We start from the raw sequence: 18076 nt of genomic DNA on the forward strand, positions 1-18076 counted from the left end.
GCTCACTCCCGAAGCGTAGACGGAGCCTTAGGCTGCCTCCCGTGACCGAGGTTGACCTGGAATTCCCCCGTGAGTGGCTCGAGTTCACCGATCCTTCGGACCCGGAGGTGATTTTCCGCTGCGACCTCACGTTCCTGCTTTCGCATTGGGGCTGCATCTTCGGCCGCGGCTGCAAGGGGATCCGGGCCGATCGCCCGGACGACGGCTGCTGCTCGCTCGGAGCGCACTACAGCGACCGTGCCGACGAGCAGCGGGTGCGGGCGGCCGCGGCGGAACTTACCCCCGAACTCTGGCAGTACCACGCGGCCGGCCGGCGCGGGTTGTCCACCGTCGACGAGGGCAAACGGCGAACCCGAACCGTCGATAGTGGCTGCATCTTCCTCAATCGGCCTGGCTTCGCTGCCGGCGCCGGCTGCGCATTGCACGGTTTGGCGCTGGCAACCGGGCGCCATCCACTCGAAACCAAACCCGATGTCTGCTGGCAGCTTCCGATCCGCCGCTCCTTCGCCTGGGAGGATCGCCCGGACGACACTAAGGTTCTCGTCACGACGATCGGGGAGTACGACCGAAGGGCCTGGGGGCCGGGCGGGTCGGAACTGCACTGGTGGTGCACGTCGGATCCGAAGGCGCACACCGAGCCCGAGCGGCTCTACCGCACCTACGCCCCCGAGCTGACGGCGCTGCTGGGGGAGCCGGCCTTCGCCGAGCTCGAGCGGTTGTGCGATCTGGCGGTGTCGACCGGACGGGCCGCGCCACACCCGGCCGATTCTTCGCCTTAACGAGGCCTCCTCTCCCATTTCCGTCACTGCCTGCGGCTAGCGTGCCGGCATGGCGATCCGCGGGGTGCGGGAACGAGCGACGTTCCGGTGTGCGGAATGCTCGACGGTGGCCGCGAAATGGGTAGGTCGCTGCCCCGAATGTCAGGCGTGGGGATCGGTCGTCGAGCACGGGCGCGCCCCGGCCGCCGGGCGGGTAACCGCACCCGCGGTCGAGATCGTGGAAGTCGACCCGATGTGCGCGGGACCGGTCCCGACCGGCCTCGGTGAGTTCGACCGGGTGCTCGGCGGCGGCCTGGTCCCCGGCGCGGTCGTTCTGCTCGCCGGCGAGCCGGGGGTGGGGAAGTCGACGGTACTGCTCGACGTCGCGGCTCGGGTGGCGCGGGGCGGTGGCCGGTCGCTCGTCGTCAGTGCCGAGGAATCGACCGCCCAGGTCCGGCTGCGGGCCGAACGAATCGGCGCGCTCAGCCGGTCCCTCCTGCTGGCCGCCGAGACCGACCTGGCGGCCGTCATCGGCCAGGTGGAGGCGGTGGATCCCACCTTCCTGGTCATCGATTCGGTTCAGACGGTCGGGCACGCCGAGGTCGACGGGCTGCCGGGCGGGATCAGCCAGGTCCGGGAAGTCGCGACCGCGCTGACCCGGCTGGCCAAGGCGCGCGGGATGGCCACGGTGCTCGTCGGCCACGTGACCAAGGACGGCTCCGCGGCGGGACCTCGCACCCTCGAGCATCTGGTCGACGTGGTGCTCTATTTCGACGGCGACCGGCATTCCAGGCTCCGGCTGCTCCGGGCGGTGAAAAACCGTTACGGAAGCACCGAGGAACTCGGCTGTTTCGATCTCGGCCCGGGGGGCATCGTCGGGCTGCCCGACCCGAGCGGCCTGTTCCTCTCCCGCTCTGACGTCCCGGTGCCGGGCAGTACCGTGACGGTTGCGCTCGAGGGGCGGCGGGCGCTCGTCGCCGAAGTGCAGGCTCTCGTCGGCGGGGCGGTTCAAGCCAGTCCGCGTCGGGCGACCAGCGGGCTCGACCCGGCCCGGCTGGCCATGGTGCTCGCCGTGGTCGAGCGCCGCGGCGGGGTCGCGATCGGCGGCCGTGACGTCTACACGTCCACGGTGGGAGGGGCGCGGATCGTAGAACCCGCGGCCGACCTGGCGCTCGCCCTCGCCGTCGCCGGGGCGGCGGTCGGCGCCGCGCTCCCGCCGGATCTCGTCGTCATCGGTGAGGTCGGGCTGACCGGCGACATCCGGGCGGTCCGGGGCCTTGACCGCCGGCTCGCCGAGGCCCGACGCCTCGGATTCAGCCAGGCGGTCGTACCGCGCGACGTCGGCGAGGCGCCGCCCGGACTGTGCCTGCACCCGGTACCGAACCTCCGGTCGGCACTCGGATTTCTGACCGGAAGTCCGCCGCAGGGAGGCCCGGTCGTGACCCTTCCGTCACCAACCAGAGCATGATCGTCAAGTAGACTCCCACGCAACCCGGACGACCAGCGAGGAGCCTGCGTGGCAGCGAGCGACCGAGCCGACGGCCCGGATCTGCTGCGATCCGTGCTGGCCGCTGTCGCCCCGGGGACCGCTCTGCGCGATGGGCTGGAGCGGATTCTGCGCGGCAACACCGGCGGCTTGGTCGTGCTCGGATATGACCGGGTGGTCGAGTCGCTGTGCACGGGCGGATTTCCGCTCGACGTCGAGTTCTCGGCGACCCGGCTGCGCGAGCTGGCCAAGATGGACGGCGCCATAGTCCTCGACGACACCGCCGTGCACATCATCCGGGCCGCAACCCACCTGGTGCCGGATCCGACGATTCCCACCGAGGAGTCCGGCACCCGACACCGGACCGCGGAGCGGGTCGCCAAGCAGACCGGCTACCCGGTGATTTCGGTGAGCCAATCGATGCGGATCATCGCGCTCTACGTCGACGGCCGCCGCTACGTCCTCGACGACTCAGCCGCCATCCTCTCGCGGGCCAACCAGGCGCTGGCCACGTTGGAGCGTTACAAGCTGCGGCTCGACGAGGTGAGCGGGACCCTGTCCGCGCTCGAGATCGAGGACCTCGTAACGGTCCGCGACGCCACTGCGGTGACCTTGCGGCTGGAGATGGTCCGCCGAATCGCCAGCGAGATCGACGGCTACGTGGTCGAGCTGGGCACCGATGGCCGGCTGCTCTCGCTACAGCGGGACGAGCTGATGGCCGGCGTCGAGAGCGAACGCGAACTCGTGGTCCGCGATTACATGCCACCGGCCACCGGGCGAAGGCACCGCAGCGTCGACGACGTGCTCAACGACCTCGACACGCTGACCGGCACAGATCTGCTCGACCTGGGAACGGTGGCAAAGGTCTGCGGGTTCGCCGGGTCACCGGACGTGCTCGACGCGCCGGTCAGCCCCCGCGGCTATCGGTTGCTCGCCCGGGTTCCGCGCCTGCCACGGTTGGTCGTCGACCGGCTCGTCGAGCACTTCGGCGGGCTCCAGAAGCTCCTGGCCGCGACGATCGAGGACCTACAGGCGGTGGAGGGCGTCGGGGAGTCCCGAGCCCGCAGTGTCCGCGAGGGCCTGTCCCGACTGGCCGAATCCTCGATCCTCGAGCGCTACGTCTGAGCGGGCCGCGGTCAGCCGGACCAGCCGGTGCAAATCGACGAGGAGAACTGGCCCGTCCGGACCTTGCCGCACGTCGATGACGTAATCCGGTAGGGCCCGAGGGGGCGCCGCGCCGGATTCGGCGAGCTGGTCTGGGTCGAGCACGGCCACGACGCCGTCGACCGCGATGCCGATCGGCTGTCCGCTGCCATCGTCGAGGACGAGGATGTCGCCGGTGTCCCGGTCGGCGCCGGCGCCCCGGACGTCTAGGACCGGTAACGGGTTGCCGCGCAGGGTAATCACCCCGGTTAGCGGCGGTGCCATCCCGGGCAGTTCGGTGAGGCCCACGAGTCGGACCACCTCGCGGATCTCGTTGAGCGGGGTGGCGAAGATCCGCTGCCCAAAGGCGAACGTGACGAAGCCTTGGCTCATCGCCGTCCAACCGATCCCGTGACGGCGCCCTGCGGCTCGGTCCGGTCGGCGAGCTGCCGGCAGAGCGTGGCAAGCTCGGCTGGCCGACGCCCCCCGAGCTCCGGGGCGATGGTGGTCGGCGGCCAATCGCACAGCGCGCCGGCCGCGGCCCGGTATGCCCGGGCCGCGGCTGCCGGCTCGCCAAGCCGCTCGAGCGCGCCACCGAGCAGGAACTGGGCGAGCCCGTCGGCCGGCTCTAGGTACACCGCCTTACGAAGGCTCGACATCGCCTCCGCATCCCGGCCAAGGTTGGTCAAGGACAGGCCGCGTAGATAGTGCGCCTCGGCGCGCAGCGGGTCGAACTCGATCATCGAATCGGTGAGGTTGACCGCCTCGTCGTAACGACCACCCGCCAGGCTGGCGCGCACCGCGCCGACGGTTGGTCGGCTCGGCGCCGGCGGGGCCGTTACCCGCTCTGCCCGGCGCGGCTGCAGCCGCCGCTCACTGCGACGGGCGACCGGGGGTTCAGCGGTGCGGCGGTCCGGGAGGACGGCCCGGCGCTCCGGAACCCCGTCCAAGCGCCGGTAGACGAAGGCGTCGCCCAGGCCAACGAGGGAAAACTCGTCCGAGATCTGCCAGAGCGTTTCGGCGTGGCCGAGAAAAAGGTAACCCCCGTCCCGGACGGCGGTGTGCAGCCGGCGCATCAGCGCGACCGTCGTGTCCCTCCGGAAGTAGATCGTGACGTTGCGGCAGAGAATGAGATCGAGACTGCCCGGCTCGAACGGAGTCGGGTCGGTGACCAGGTTGTGATGGCGAAACTCGACGAGGCGTCGGACGTCCTCGCGCACTTCGAGCATGCCGGGTTGGTCGGCACACGGGGTGAGCCACCGCGCGACGTCGACGGGGTCGGCAAGGTGCAACGACCGTTCCCCGTAGCGGGCGCGCCGGGCAGCCGCAAGCGCGCGAGTCGACACGTCGGTGGCGATGATCTTCACATCCAATCCCGGGTTGGCGGGAAGCAGCTCCCCGATCAACATCGCGACCGTGTAAGGCTCCTCGCCGGTCGAGCACCCGGCGCTCCATACCCGCAGGTGGCCGCCACGCTCGCCGGCGGACTGGAGGAGCTGCGGCAGCACGTGCCGGCGAAGAGCGCGGATCTGCGGCGGGTTCCGGAAGAAGTGGGTCTCCGGGATGGTCACCTCGTCCAGCAGCAGCTGACGTTCGGGCTCGCCCGCCGGGGTGTCGAGCAACCGCAGGTAGCTGTCGACGTCGGGGCAACCGGACGCCCGAAGCCGCTCGCCCAGCGACAGCGCGAGCGAGTCCCGTCGGGTCCCGTCGAAGACCAGGCCCGCCGCTTCCCGCAAAACCAGACAGAGCGCCTCGAACTGCGCGTCGTCGAGGATCACTCGGTTCACGGTTGCGCCTCGGCTGGCACGGCCAACAGGTCGAGCAGGGTGGAGCCAATTTCCGGTAGCGGGAGGACCCGGTCGGCGGCACCGAGCGCGGCCGCCGCGCCCGGCATCCCGTATACGGCCGAGGTGGACTCGTCCTGGGCGATGGTCATGGCGCCGCGGTCGTGCATCTCCTGCAACCCGAGCGCCCCGTCACGGCCCATCCCGGTGAGGAGCACGCCGATCGCCTCGGAGCCCAGCTGGGCGGCCACCGACCGGAAGGTCGCATCGATGCCGGGGATATGGAACTGGGTCGGCGGCGGGACCTCGGTGGTCACCCGCAGGTGATCGTGCACGATGAGGTTCAGTCCGCTCGGGGCGACCGTCACCGTTCCCGGTGCCAGCCGCCGTCCGGACTGGCCAACCGCAACCGGCAGCGCGATCAGCTCGTCGAGCCAGCCGGCGAGGCCCTCGATGAATCCGTCGGCCATGTGCTGGACGACGAGAACTGCGATGTCAAGGCCGGCCGGGAGACTGCCGAGCACGGTCGCCAGTGCCTGTGGACCGCCGGTGGATGCGCCGATGGCGAGCAGTCGCACGCCGCTCGGCCGGACGTTCGGAGCCGGTTCCGGGGTCACGTCGGACCGGGGTTCTGGCGCGGGGCGTTTCGGGCTGAGCGCGGTGCCGCCGGCATGGCCGCGCAATCGTCCACGCGGATGGGTGATCACCCGGATCCGGCTGGCGACCCGAAGCCGGCTGCGGAGCTCCTCCGCGTGGTCCTCCATGCGGCCGGCGTGTTCCGGGCCCGGCTTCCCCACGACGTCGACCGCACCCGCGGCCAGCGCCGCCCGGGCGTTGGCATTGTCGGTGCCGTCGACGAAAGAGGAGTAGACCAGGATGGGCGTGGGTCGCGTTGCCATGATGCGCTCGATCGCTTCGATCCCGTTCATCAACGGCAGATCGAGATCCATGAGCACGGCGCCCGGGCGCAGGCGTTCGACCAGAGCGATCGCCTCCCGACCGTTCCGCGCCTCGCCGACGACACTCAGATCGTCACCGGCCTCGATGACCGCGCGGAGAAAACGTCGCTGGACCGGGGAATCGTCGACGACGACGACGGCCAGCGGAGGCCGCTTTGCGGGCAGGACGCTCACGTCAGTTCCCGACACACAACTCGGCCTGCATCGCCTCGACGCAATGCGCTGCCGCGTCAGCGACCTCCGTCGGCACCCGGTCCATGCCAGGCTCGCAGTACGGGTTGAGGAGTAGCTCGCACCGGCGGGCCAGTTCGGCGACCGCCGGCCGGTTCACGATGATCGCGCTACTGGCCAGGGTGTGCGCGTCGCCGCGCAGGGCGATGGCGGCGTCCGGGGCGCCGGCGGCCCGCAGCCGCTCGACAGCGTCGCGCATCCGGGGTAGGCGCTGCGCGACTTCGCCGGCGAACGCCGCCGCGAGCGCCTCGGCGAGAGTCGACGCGGATGGCGGAGCGGCAACTGCCGGATCGGACACCAAGCCCTCCGCCCTAGGTCGGAGCCGGAAACGGCCCCTAGGTGGTGTCGTCCGAGATCGTCTTCGGCTTGAGGTCCCGACGGTCCAGTGGGGTCCGGCGGCTACGCATCCCCCGACCGAGCCGTCAACGGGAACGTCGCCCAGAAGGTGGTCCCGTCCTCCCCGCGGCTGGAGACCCCGACCGAGCCTCCGTGCCCGATGGCGATTCGGCGGGTGATCGATAGGCCGAGACCGAGGCCCGGCACCCCGCGGTGGTCGCTGCTCGCGGAACGGGCATAGCGTTCGAAGATCCGGTCCTGGTCGGAGGCCGGGATCGGCTCGCCCGGGTTGTGCACCTCGAAGCGAGCGAAACCTCGGCTTCGGACCACCCGCACCGTGACCGTGGTGTCGTCCGCCGTGTACGTGACCGCGTTTCCGACCAGATTGTCCAGGGCCTCGCGGATCAGCTCGGGCTCGGCGGCGCACGTGTCGGGCGCGTCGGGGCCCCCAACGATCTGGATCCGGATCCCCCGCCGGGTCGCGGCGAGGTCGTGGTCGCCCAGGATCCGGTCGAGCAACGGCCGGACGGCCACCTCTGTCCACGCCGGGCGCACCCCGGTCACCGCGATCCGCTCGTCGATGAGCACCCGTCCGATGAAGCCGCTGATCCGGTCGAGAGACTCCAGGAGGCCGATCCAGGACCGCTCGGTCTGCTCCGGTTCGAGCTCGGCGCCCTGCTGGCGGAGCAACTGGGCATACCCCTTCGCCGCGGCCAGGGGCGAGCGCAGGTCGTGCCGCGCGGCATCGGTGAGCTCGCTGCGCCGCACCGCTTCCGCCGCCCATCCCAGCGCTACGGCGGCGTACGCGGCCAGGTCGGTGAGCAGGGCGGTGTCGTGGTCGTCGAACGTCCGGCCGCCGGGCGCGTTCGCGACCGTGATCTCCGCGCGGCCGGCCCCTTCCAACGGGACCGGCACGGTCAGGCAGGGACCGTCCGGGCCGGGGTCGCCCGGGACGACGACATCATCGAGCACGACCTCGGCGTGGTCGGCCGCGCACAGGTCGCTGGCGGTGGCGGCGACGGTCGCGAGCACCCCGGCGACATCGGGGGGGGTGCCGAGGAGGCCTGCCGAGAGCGCGGTGAGCCTGCGCAGCCCGTCAACGTACGAAGCGGTGCGGTCCTCGCTCAACACGGTCCCCCGGACGAGACGAAGGCCTCAGCCAGCCGTCTCGCCGGCCGCCGAGGGCCCGGTGGCGGCCACCGGTGGCGCGTCGGGAACGGGAGCCGGGGCAGCTTCGCCGCGGAAGGTGAACGACGCACCCTGCCCCTGCTCGTCGGGGGTCCCCTCGAGGTCAACGACCACGATATGGCCCGGCTTCAGCTCCCCGTACAGAATCTTCTCGGAGAGGACGTCCTCGATCTCGCGTTGGATGGTGCGCCGCAACGGCCGCGCACCGAGTACCGGGTCGTAGCCCTTGGTCGCGAGCAGCAACTTCGCCGCGGGGGTCAACTCCAGCCCCATGTCCTTGTTCCGGAGCTGCTCGTCGAGCCGCTTGAGCAGGAGATCGACGATCTCGATGATCTCCTCCTGGGACAGCTGGTGGAAGACGATGACGTCGTCGATCCGGTTGAGGAACTCGGGGCGGAAATGCTGCTTGAGCTCCTCCATGACTTTCGCTTTCATCCGGTCGTAGTCGACCTGCTTGTCCCCGCCTTTGGAGAACCCGAGGTTGAAGCCCTTGGCGATGTCCCGGGTGCCGAGGTTCGACGTCATGATGATGATCGTGTTCTTGAAGTCGACCACCCGGCCCTGGGCGTCGGTGAGCCGCCCGTCCTCCAGGATCTGCAACAGCGTGTTGAAAACATCGGGATGGGCCTTTTCGATCTCGTCGAACAGGACCACCGAGAACGGCTTGCGGCGGACCCGCTCGGTGAGCTGGCCGCCCTCCTCGTATCCGACATAGCCGGGGGGGGAACCGACCAAGCGGGACACGGTGTGCTTCTCCATGAACTCGCTCATGTCGAGCTGGATCAGCGAGTCCTCGTCACCGAAGAGGAACTCGGCGAGGGTCCTGGACAGCTCGGTCTTCCCCACCCCGGACGGGCCGAGGAAGATGAACGAGCCCCCGGGGCGCTTGGGGTCCTTGAGCCCGGCCCGGGTCCGGCGGATGGCCTGCGACACAGCCTTGATCGCCGGTTCCTGACCGACCACTCGACGGTGCAGCTCGTCCTCCATCCGGAGCAGACGGCTGGTTTCCTCCTCGGTCAGCTTGAAGACCGGAATTCCGGTCCACGTAGCGAGCACCTCGGCGATCTGCTCGTCGTCGACCTCGGCCACGACGTCCATGTCGCCGGCCTTCCACTCCTTCTCGCGCTGCGCCTTCTCGCCGAGCAACTGCTTCTCGTTGTCGCGCAAGGCGGCGGCCTTCTCGAAGTCCTGCGCGTCGATCGCGCTTTCCTTCTCCCGGCGCACCCCGGCGATCCGCTCGTCGTACTCACGAAGGTCCGGCGGTGCCGTCATCCGGCGGATCCGCATCCGCGAGCCGGCCTCGTCGATCAGGTCGATCGCCTTGTCCGGCAGGAACCTGTCGCTGATGTAGCGGTCGGCCAGGGTGGCCGCGGCAACCAGAGCGGCATCGGTGATCGACACCCGGTGGTGCGCCTCGTAACGGTCGCGGAGCCCCTTGAGAATTTCGATCGTGTGCACGAGGGTCGGCTCGCCGACCTGGATCGGCTGGAACCGCCGCTCCAGCGCGGCGTCCTTCTCCAGGTGCTTGCGGTACTCGTCCAGCGTGGTCGCACCTATCGTCTGCAGCTCGCCACGAGCCAGCATCGGCTTGAGAATGCTCGCGGCGTCGATGGCGCCCTCGGCGGCACCCGCGCCGACCAGCGTGTGCAGCTCGTCGATGAACAAGATGATGTCCCCGCGGGTGCGGATCTCCTTGAGAACCTTCTTCAGTCGCTCCTCGAAATCGCCGCGATAGCGGGAACCGGCGACGAGGGCGCCCAGGTCGAGGGTGTAGAGCTGCTTGTCCTTGAGTGTTTCCGGCACCTCGCCCTTGACGATGGCCTGGGCCAGACCTTCGACTACGGCGGTCTTGCCGACCCCCGGCTCCCCGATGAGCACCGGGTTGTTCTTCGTCCTCCGGGAGAGGACCTGCATCACCCGCTCGATTTCCTTCTCCCGACCGATGACCGGGTCGAGCTTGCTCTCGCGGGCAGCCTGAGTGAGGTTGCGGCCGAACTGGTCGAGGACGAGGCTGGTGCTAGGGGTGCCCTCGGCCGGGCCCGCACCGGCCGGCTCTTTCCCGCCCTGGTAACCGGACAGCAATTGAATTACCTGCTGGCGCACCCGGTTCAGATCGGCGCCCAGCTTTACGAGCACCTGGGCGGCTACGCCCTCTCCTTCGCGGATCAAGCCGAGCAGGATGTGTTCGGTGCCGATGTAGTTGTGACCGAGTTGCAATGCCTCGCGTAGGGAAAGCTCGAGAACCTTCTTCGCCCGGGGGGTGAACGGAATGTGCCCGCTCGGTGCCTGTTGGCCTTGCCCGATGATCTCCTCGACCTGCTGGCGCACCCCTTCGAGGGAAATGCCGAGACTTTCCAAGGCCTTCGCCGCCACGCCCTCGCCCTCATGGATCAACCCGAGCAGGATGTGTTCGGTTCCGATGTAGTTGTGGTTAAGCATCCGGGCCTCTTCTTGGGCCAAGACGACAACCCGCCGCGCGCGGTCGGTGAATCTTTCGAACATGTGTCGCTCCTCACAGAGCGGGTGCGGGAAACCCCGCCACCGCATGCTAGCCCCGTCCCGGCCGACCTGCCGCCGGGACGACCGCGACGGTTCCGCTGGCCCGCCGCTGTAGCCATGCAACGAGTCGTCGGCCCTGGCTGTTCCGCACTGAACCCCCGTGGCGGCGATCTTTCAGTGTGCGGCGTCGTAGCGTTCGGCGAGCGACGCGGGAATCCGGCCACGCTCGCTCACCGCGATGCCCTGATTGCGGGCCCATGCCCGGATCTCCGCGCTGCGCTGGCGGTCCGGCCCCCCGCCGCCTCCGCGGCGGCTGTTCCGGCGACCAGGGCGGCCCCCCACCCGACGACCGGCCGCGACGTAACTGGCCATCTCGTCGCGCAGCCGACTGGCGTGCGCGGCACAAAGATCGATCTCGTAGCCGACACCATCCAGACCGAGAACCACGGTTTCGTCCCCGGGCGTCTCGTCGCCGTGCAGATCACAGACGAGAATCACCCGAACTCGTTGCGCCATGTCAATTCCTCCCACTGGTGTCAATTTGCTAAACGGGCATCAAGTTTATCCGAAATCGACCAGCCGGTATCCGTCGATAGTTTCCTAATCGGAATTTTCGGCGCAGGATATCGAGTGGTTCCGGACGGCGGATCGGTTTTCCACCGACTATTGCGGTCGGACCAGGGGAAAAAGAATGGTCTCCCGGATGTTGCCGCCGGTTAGCAACATGAGCAGCCGATCGACGCCCAGCCCCAACCCGCCACTCGGCGGCATGCCGTATTCCAGGGCGCGGAGAAAATCCTCGTCGAGGTGCATGGCCTCCGGGTCCCCACCGGCGGCGAGCAGCGACTGCTCGGTCAGGCGGCGCCGTTGCTCCACCGGATCGACAAGCTCGCTGTAGGCCGGGGCGAGCTCTACCCCGCGCACGACGAGGTCCCAGGCTTCGCTGAGTCGCGGGTCGAGCCGGTGTGGTCTGGCCAGCGGCCTGACCTCGGCGGGATAGTCCCTGACGAAGGTTGGCTCGACCAGCGTGTGCTCGACTAGCTTCTCGAACAGTTCGAGGACAACCGCTCCGGCACCCCAGTCGGGCTGGAGCCCGACCCCGTGCCGCTCGGCGATCAGGCGGAGCGCCTCGACTGGAGTGTCGACCGTCACCGACTCCCCGCACACGGCGGCAACGGCGTCGTGGACCGTGACGGCATGCCACGGAGCGGCGAGGTCGAGCTCGCCGCCGCGCCCGTCCGGGATCAGCGTCGTCCCGAGGGCCGTCGCGGCGTCGATCACCAGGGCGCGGGTGAGCTCGGCCATCGAGTCGTAGTCGCCATAGGCCTGGTAGGCCTCGAGCATCGTGAACTCGGGGCTGTGGGTCGTGTCCACGCCTTCGTTGCGAAAGATCCTTCCGATCTCGTAGACGCGCTCGATCCCACCGACTACGAGCCGCTTGAGGTGCAGTTCGAGTGCGATCCGCAGGTACATGTCCTGGTCGAACGCGTTCAGGTGGGTGCGGAACGGCCGGGCGGCCGCCCCGCCATGCATCTGCTGCAGGACCGGGGTCTCGACCTCTACGAATCCGCGCAGGCGCAGGGTCTGTCGGAGCGAGGCGAGCACGGCATCCCGCGCGTGCACCATCCGGCGCGCTTCGGGGTTGACGATCAAATCGAGGTAGCGCTGCCGGACCCGTGCCTCCGGGTCGGACAATCCCTGGTGCTTGTCCGGCAACGGATGCAGCGCCTTGGCGGTTAGCCGCCAGCTCGCTGCCCGAACCGACAACTCGCCCCGCCGCGAGCTGACCACCTCGCCCTCGACCCCGATGTGGTCGCCGAGATCGACATCGGACTTCCATGCCGCAAGGGCATCCGCCCCGACGCCGTCGAGGTCGAGCATGACCTGTAGGTCCGCAGTGCCGTCGCGCAGCGTGGCGAAGCAGAGCTTGCCGCCGTCCCGGCGCAAGACAACCCGGCCGGCGACGGCGACCCGTTCGCCGGTCGCGCTGTCGGGTGACAGGCCGACGAAGCGCGCGTGCAGGTCCGCCGCGGTCGCGGTTCGTGGGTACCCCACCGGATAGGGGTCCCCACCGGCTGCCCGGATGCGGTCCAGTTTCGCTCGCCGAACAGCGGACTGCTCCGGAACGTCACCCGCCGGATCAGTCATGGCGCAACTCCGCATTCTTGTCGAAGACCAATCGGAGGCCGATCAGCGTGAGGTCCGGCTCGTGGATCTCGATCGTCTCGCTCTCGGCCAGCAGGAGCGGCGCCAGCCCGCCGGTGGCGACCACCCGGACGTCCCCGCCGAGCTCGGCCACGATCCGCCGCACCAACCCGTCGACCTGGCCGGCGAACCCGTAGAGCACACCGGACTGCAGTGCCTCGACGGTGCTTTTCCCGATGACCGAACGCGGCCGGGACAGCTCGACCTTGAACAGCCGGGCGCCGCGCGCGGCTAGGGCGTCGAGGCTGATCTCGATCCCCGGCGCGATGGCACCGCCGAGGAACTCGCCCTTGGCGGATACCACGTCGAAGTTCGTCGAAGTCCCGAAGTCCACGACCACCGCCGGGCCGCCGTGCAGGTGGAATGCGGCCAGTGCATTGACGATCCGATCGGCCCCCACCTCCCGGGGATTGTCGTAGAGCAGAGGCACCCCGGTCCTGACTCCAGGTTCGACGATGACCGCCGGCACGTCCGGGTAGTAGCGGGCCAGCACGCCACGCAGCTCCTGAAGCACGGCGGGCACGGTCGAACAGGCGCTGATCCCGACCGGGCGCGGCAGGCCTTCGAGGAGGCCGCGCAAGAGCAGGGCTAGCTCGTCGGCAGTGGCCCGGGCGTCGGTCTTGATCCGCCAGGATTCGGTCAGTTCGTCGGCCTCGAAGCAGCCGATGACAGTGTGCGTGTTGCCGACGTCGATCGCGAGCAGCACCGGGTTCACCCTTCTCTGATCGGGCGCAGGTCCATGCCCATGTCGAGCGCCGGCGCGGAGTGCGTAAGCGCCCCGACGGAGAGGAAGTCGACCCCGGTCTCCGCGACCGCCCGGGCCCGGTCCAATGTGAGTCCGCCGGTGGCCTCGATCACCGCACGCCCGGCGACGCGGCGCACCGCCTCGGCCAACTCGACGACGGTCATGTTGTCGCAGAGCAGAAACCCGGCGCCAGCCGCGACGGCGTCGTCGACCTGCTGAAGGGTGTCGCACTCCACCTGAACTTCGATTCCGGGAAACGTCGCGCCGATCGCCCGGAAGGCCTCGGCCACGCCTCCGGCCGCCAGAACGTGGTTGTCCTTGACCAGGCCGCCGTCGTAAAGCCCCATCCGCTTGTTCCGGCCCCCACCGCAACGAACGGCGTACTTCTCCAGCACCCGTAGGCCAGGCGTCGTCTTGCGGGTGTCGAGGATCACCGCGCCGGTCCCAGCCACCGCGTCCACCCAGCGGCGGGTCGAGGTCGCGACGCCGGAGAGGTGGCACAGCAGGTTGAGAGCTGTCCGCTCGGCCGTCAAGAGGGCCCGGACGAGGCAGCGGGCAGAAAGGACGACGTCCCCGGATGCGACCGGGTCGCCATCGACCCGGCACGCCTGGATGACCACCGCGTCGTCGCTGACGATCTCGAGGACAGCGGCGACGACCGGCAGCCCGGCGATGACCCCGTCCGCGTGGGCCACGAAGTCCGCGGCACCGTCGAGGTCGAACGGGACGGTCGCGACGCTCGTCACGTCGAGCCCATCCCCCAGGTCTTCGGTCAGGGCCCGGTGAACCAACTGCTCGATGTCCTCCGGGTCGAGCCCGGCGGCGGCCAGGGTTTCCCGGGTCGACGCCCGCAGGGTCATAACGGTCCCAGCGTCGCCCGCGGCGTCCCGTCGCCGTCGAGCCGCACGTGGACGCGCACCTGCCCGAAGCGGGTCCGCTCGGGATTCGGGAAGTCCTCCCGCCAGTGGCAGCCGCGGCTCTCCTCCCGCGCGGTCGCGGCTGCGAGCAGGGCCCGCGCCACGAGGTGGAGATTCGTCGCCTGCCAGGCATCCGGGTCGCAGGGGACGCCCGACCGCTCACCCAGCACGGTCAGCGTCTTCTCCGTGGCGCTGAGGCTTCCGGCACTACGCAGGACGCCGGCCCCGTCGCTCATCGCCCGAGCCAACTCCGCACAGGCCCGGGGCTCGACAAGGCCGACCACCCGGGGTTCCGGCGCCCCCGGCGGGGGGGAACCGGCTTGGCCATCCGGATCGGCCACCAACGCGTCCCCGATCCGAGCAGCGAAGACGAGACCCTCCAGCAGCGAGTTCGATGCAAGCCGATTCGCACCGTGCACACCGGTGCAAGCGACCTCTCCGCACGCGTAGAGGCCGGGCACCCCGGTTCGACCGGACAGGTCAGTGCGAAGGCCACCGCTCGCATAGTGCGCCGCCGGGGCGACCGGGATCCGGTCCGTAACCGGGTCCACTCCCGCCGCTCGGCACGACGCCATGATCGTTGGGAAGCGGGCGTTCAACGTCTGCGCTCCGAGCCGGCGAGCGTCCAGGAAAAGGTGATCGGCTCCGGTCTCCGCCATTACCCGAGACATTCGCCGGGTCACGACATCGCGCGGCGCCAAATCCTCGAGCGGGTGCACGCCGGACATCACGCGACGACCGGAGGCATCGAGCAGGACGGCGCCCTCACCACGCATTGCCTCGCTGACCAGGGGCTGCTGGCCACGTGCCTGCGGCCCCAGCCAAAGCGCAGTCGGATGGAACTGGACGAACTCGAGGTCAGCCACCTCCGCCCCCGCACGCAGGCCGAGGGCCACCCCGTCGCCGGTCGATACCCCCGGGTTCGTGGTCACCGCATAGACCTGACCCAGGCCGCCGGTAGCCAGCACCACGGCCCGCCCCAGCGCCGCCCCGACCCCGTCTCGTGAGCCCTGGCCGAGAACGTGCAGAGTAACCCCGGCCGCTCCGCCTTCGCGGCCGAGGATGACGTCGAGGACAAGCGCGTGCTCGATCACCTCCACGTCGTCGCTGGCTCGGACGGCGGCGACCAGCGCCCGGGAGACTTCGGCGCCGGTGGCATCCCCGCCAGCGTGTGCGACCCGGCTGCGGTGGTGCCCGCCCTCCCGGGTGAGCGCGAGCGATCCGTCCGGATCACGGTCGAATGCGGCACCCAGCCCGAGCAGTTCGCGGACCCGGTGCGGCCCCTCCCGGACCAGGACATCGACGGCCGCAGGATCGCAGAGTCCGACCCCGGCCTCCAGCGTGTCGTCACGGTGCTGCTCGGGGCTGTCGCCCACACCCAGCGCAACGGCGATCCCACCCTGCGCCCACCGGGTGGAGCCGGCGTCGAGAGCGGCCTTCGTCACGAGCAGCACCCGACCCGCCCGGCGGGCATGGAGGGCAGCGGTGAGACCGGCCACCCCACTGCCGACGACGACCACGTCCGCCCGGACGGTCCAGCCCGGGGCGGCCGCAGGCAGCCGGATCATCCGGTGTCCGCGCGGAGTGCGTCACCGCGAACGGTGGCCAGGTGCGGCAGCGGCTCGGCCGGATCGGTTCCGAGCTCCGTCATCTTGTTGTCCGCGTCGACGAAGACCACCCTCGGCTGGAAGGATCGCGCGTCGGCATCGGAGAGCGTGCAATAGCTGATCAGGATGACCAGGTCGCCACGATGGACGAGCCGGGCAGCCGCGCCGTTGATGCCGATGATCCCGCTGCCCCGCGGCCCGGGGATCACGTAGGTCTCCAGCCGGGCTCCGTTGGTTACGTCGACCACGGCGACCTGCTCTCCGGCGAGCAGGTCAGCGGCCTCCATCAGCTCAGCGTCCACCGTCACCGATCCGACGTAGTCCAGATCCGCCTGCGTGACCGTGGCCCGATGGATCTTGGACTTCAGCATGGTGCGGAACATAGGGAAGGCTCCTTCAGCCGAGGGGAGGGTTCTCGGGGACGCGCACGTCGAGCCGGCAGTTGTCGATCAGCCGGGTAGTGCCGACCCGGGCTGCCACGAGCAGCCGAGCCGGACCTCGCCAGTCGTCGGGTACCTCATCGAGGTCCGCCTCGTCGACGAGCACGCAGTAGTCGAGCTCCAATCCCTGCTGACCGGCCAACACCCCAGCCGCGGCAGCTCGCCCCGGGACGGCACCGCGGGCAACCGCGACCCGGGCGGCCTCGAGCGCGCGCGGGATGGCGAGCGCCGCGGTCCGATCGGCCGCGTCCAGGTGGCGGTTGCGGCTGGAAAGGGCCAACCCGTCGTGGTCACGAACCGTCGGCTCGGACAGCACCGCAACCGGTAGGTCGAGGTCGGTTACCAGGCGGCGGACCAGGAGGAGCTGCTGGGCGTCCTTCTCGCCGAAAACGGCGACGTCCGGCCGGGTGAGCTGGAACAGTTTCGTCACCACGGTCAGCGCGCCGTCGAAATGACCCGGTCGGCTGGCACCTTCCCAGCGATCTCCCAACCGGCCGGCGCTCACCCGGATCGCCGGCTCACCGTGCGGATAGACGTCGGTCACGGTCGGCGCGAACACGAGGTCGACCCCGGACGCGGCGCATTTCTCGAGATCGTCGTCTGGGGTTCGCGGATACCTGGCGAAGTCCTCCGCCGGTCCGAACTGCAATGGGTTCACGAACAGCGTCACCAGGACGCTCGCCGCCGCGGCCCGCGCGGTCGCCAACAAAGCCGCGTGGCCCGCGTGCAGCGCGCCCATGGTCAGCACGACGGCGACCGGCCCGGGCATCGCGAGCCGCGCCGACGCGAGCTCGTCCCGGTTACGGGCCACGGTCATGGCGGGGGGCGTCACGACGCTGAGCCTCCCTCGGTGGCGAGCACGTCGAGCAGCGCCTCGGCGGCGGCCGGCGTCAGCCGGCGACGAGCCAGCGCCCGATCGGCGGTGAGACGGGCCAGCGCCACGTATCCGGGCACGGTCTCCGGGGCGGCCGCCCGCAGTGCCGCCAAATGCACCGCCACGGTGCCGGCGTCACCGCGGGCGACCGGTCCGGTCACGGCCGAGTCGCCATGGCGCAGCGCGTTGTCGAGCGCCGCACCGAGCAGGGGGGCGAGCATGCGTTCGGGCTGGTCGACCCCGGCCGCGCGGAGCAGGTCCACGGTCGTAGTCACCAGCGTCATGAGGTGGTTGGCGCCACCGGCAAGTGCCGCGTGGTACAGCGGCCGCGCGGCTTCCGGGACGAAGGCCGGCTCGCCGCCCATCTCGATGACCAGCGCCTCGGCCACCGGACGCAACGGTTCCGGCGCGGTGACTCCGAACATCGCGCCGGCGAGTCGGGCCAGGTCGGTACCGGTACCGGCGAAGGTCATGACCGGATGTAGGGCGAGCGGAAGTCCACCGGCCCGAGTCAGTGGCCCGAGCACGGCCAGCCCATATCGGCCACTGGGGTGGACGGTCAAGGTGCCGGGAGCGAGCCGGTCGCTGGCCGCCAATCCGGACACCAGCCCGGGAAGGACGTCGTCGGGGACCGCCAGCAGCACCAGCCCGGCACCGACTAGCACCTCATCCGGGGCCACCAGCGGGACACCGGGGAGCATGACCTCGGCGCGGCGCCTGGAGTCGGTCGAGACGCCGCTCGCGGCGATCACCCGATGGCCGGCCCGCTGAAGCGCCGCCCCCAACGTCGCCCCGACCCGGCCCACCCCGAGGACCCCGACGGCGAGCCGGCCAGGCCTCGCGTCGGGCAGCGTGGCGGAGGGCCCCTGAGCGGCCATGGGCGCGTTCCAGTCCTCACCGGGTA

Annotated in this window: 17 protein-coding genes; 3 read left to right on the forward strand and 14 right to left on the reverse strand. The window is 70.2% G+C overall.

All coding sequences use genetic code 11. From position 1 onward, the window contains the following. Positions 1-41 precede the first annotated feature (41 nt). The 3 genes from VNG13_09010 to disA are packed head-to-tail and all read left to right on the forward strand — an operon-like array spanning position 42 to position 3369. A complete protein-coding gene (locus VNG13_09010; GenBank protein ID HVA60658.1) occupies positions 42-779 on the forward strand; it encodes a hypothetical protein in 738 nt (245 codons plus the stop codon). A 49-nt stretch (positions 780-828) separates the two neighbouring features. Continuing rightward, positions 829-2226, forward strand: a complete 1398-nt coding sequence (radA, locus tag VNG13_09015; GenBank protein ID HVA60659.1) for a DNA repair protein RadA — start codon at positions 829-831, stop codon at positions 2224-2226. A gap of 48 nt (positions 2227-2274) precedes the next feature. Continuing rightward, entirely contained in the window at positions 2275-3369 is a 1095-nt protein-coding gene (disA, locus tag VNG13_09020) for a DNA integrity scanning diadenylate cyclase DisA (protein HVA60660.1), read from the forward strand. Here disA and VNG13_09025 read toward each other — a convergent pair. The 14 genes from VNG13_09025 to VNG13_09090 form a co-directional block, all read right to left on the reverse strand. Next, the gene (locus tag VNG13_09025; protein ID HVA60661.1) at positions 3271-3780 is read right to left on the reverse strand and encodes a chemotaxis protein CheW; all 510 of its coding nucleotides are present in this window, start codon (positions 3778-3780) and stop codon (positions 3271-3273) included. The genes disA and VNG13_09025 overlap by 99 nt on opposite strands. After that, positions 3777-5174: a CheR family methyltransferase gene (locus VNG13_09030; protein ID HVA60662.1), complete on the reverse strand. Its 1398-nt coding sequence runs from the start codon at positions 5172-5174 to the stop codon at positions 3777-3779. The genes VNG13_09025 and VNG13_09030 overlap by 4 nt, the downstream gene beginning before the upstream one ends. Beyond that, a complete protein-coding gene (gene cheB / locus VNG13_09035) occupies positions 5171-6304 on the reverse strand; it encodes a chemotaxis-specific protein-glutamate methyltransferase CheB (protein HVA60663.1) in 1134 nt (377 codons plus the stop codon). Before cheB ends, VNG13_09030 begins: the two co-directional genes overlap by 4 nt. 1 nt (position 6305) lies before the next feature. Continuing rightward, entirely contained in the window at positions 6306-6659 is a 354-nt protein-coding gene (locus VNG13_09040; protein ID HVA60664.1) for an Hpt domain-containing protein, read from the reverse strand. Between the two features lie 101 nt (positions 6660-6760). Further along, positions 6761-7825: a HAMP domain-containing sensor histidine kinase gene (locus VNG13_09045; protein HVA60665.1), complete on the reverse strand. Its 1065-nt coding sequence runs from the start codon at positions 7823-7825 to the stop codon at positions 6761-6763. A gap of 27 nt (positions 7826-7852) precedes the next feature. Further along, complete coding sequence (locus VNG13_09050) at positions 7853-10387, reverse strand: ATP-dependent Clp protease ATP-binding subunit (GenBank protein ID HVA60666.1); 2535 nt, start codon at positions 10385-10387, stop codon at positions 7853-7855. Positions 10388-10558: 171 nt separating this feature from the next. After that, positions 10559-10900, reverse strand: a complete 342-nt coding sequence (locus VNG13_09055) for an Lsr2 family protein (protein HVA60667.1) — start codon at positions 10898-10900, stop codon at positions 10559-10561. A 147-nt stretch (positions 10901-11047) separates the two neighbouring features. After that, positions 11048-12532, reverse strand: a complete 1485-nt coding sequence (gene lysX, locus VNG13_09060) for a bifunctional lysylphosphatidylglycerol synthetase/lysine--tRNA ligase LysX (GenBank protein HVA60668.1) — start codon at positions 12530-12532, stop codon at positions 11048-11050. Next, positions 12525-13295 carry a type III pantothenate kinase gene (locus VNG13_09065; GenBank protein HVA60669.1) on the reverse strand — a complete coding sequence of 257 codons (771 nt, stop codon included), beginning with the start codon at positions 13293-13295 and terminating at the stop codon, positions 12525-12527. Before VNG13_09065 ends, lysX begins: the two co-directional genes overlap by 8 nt. A gap of 5 nt (positions 13296-13300) precedes the next feature. After that, entirely contained in the window at positions 13301-14194 is an 894-nt protein-coding gene (gene nadC, locus VNG13_09070; protein ID HVA60670.1) for a carboxylating nicotinate-nucleotide diphosphorylase, read from the reverse strand. Then, on the reverse strand, positions 14191-15819 hold the full coding sequence (locus VNG13_09075) for an L-aspartate oxidase (protein ID HVA60671.1): 1629 nt from the start codon (positions 15817-15819) through the stop codon (positions 14191-14193). The genes nadC and VNG13_09075 overlap by 4 nt, the downstream gene beginning before the upstream one ends. Next, positions 15816-16241, reverse strand: a complete 426-nt coding sequence (gene panD, locus VNG13_09080; GenBank protein ID HVA60672.1) for an aspartate 1-decarboxylase — start codon at positions 16239-16241, stop codon at positions 15816-15818. Before panD ends, VNG13_09075 begins: the two co-directional genes overlap by 4 nt. A 13-nt stretch (positions 16242-16254) precedes the next feature. Further along, a complete protein-coding gene (panC, locus tag VNG13_09085; protein HVA60673.1) occupies positions 16255-17130 on the reverse strand; it encodes a pantoate--beta-alanine ligase in 876 nt (291 codons plus the stop codon). Further along, positions 17127-18050, reverse strand: a complete 924-nt coding sequence (locus VNG13_09090) for a DUF2520 domain-containing protein (GenBank protein ID HVA60674.1) — start codon at positions 18048-18050, stop codon at positions 17127-17129. Before VNG13_09090 ends, panC begins: the two co-directional genes overlap by 4 nt. Positions 18051-18076 lie beyond the last annotated feature (26 nt).

Source organism: Mycobacteriales bacterium (genome assembly GCA_035533475.1).
Classification (GTDB): domain Bacteria; phylum Actinomycetota; class Actinomycetes; order DATLTS01; family DATLTS01; genus DATLTS01.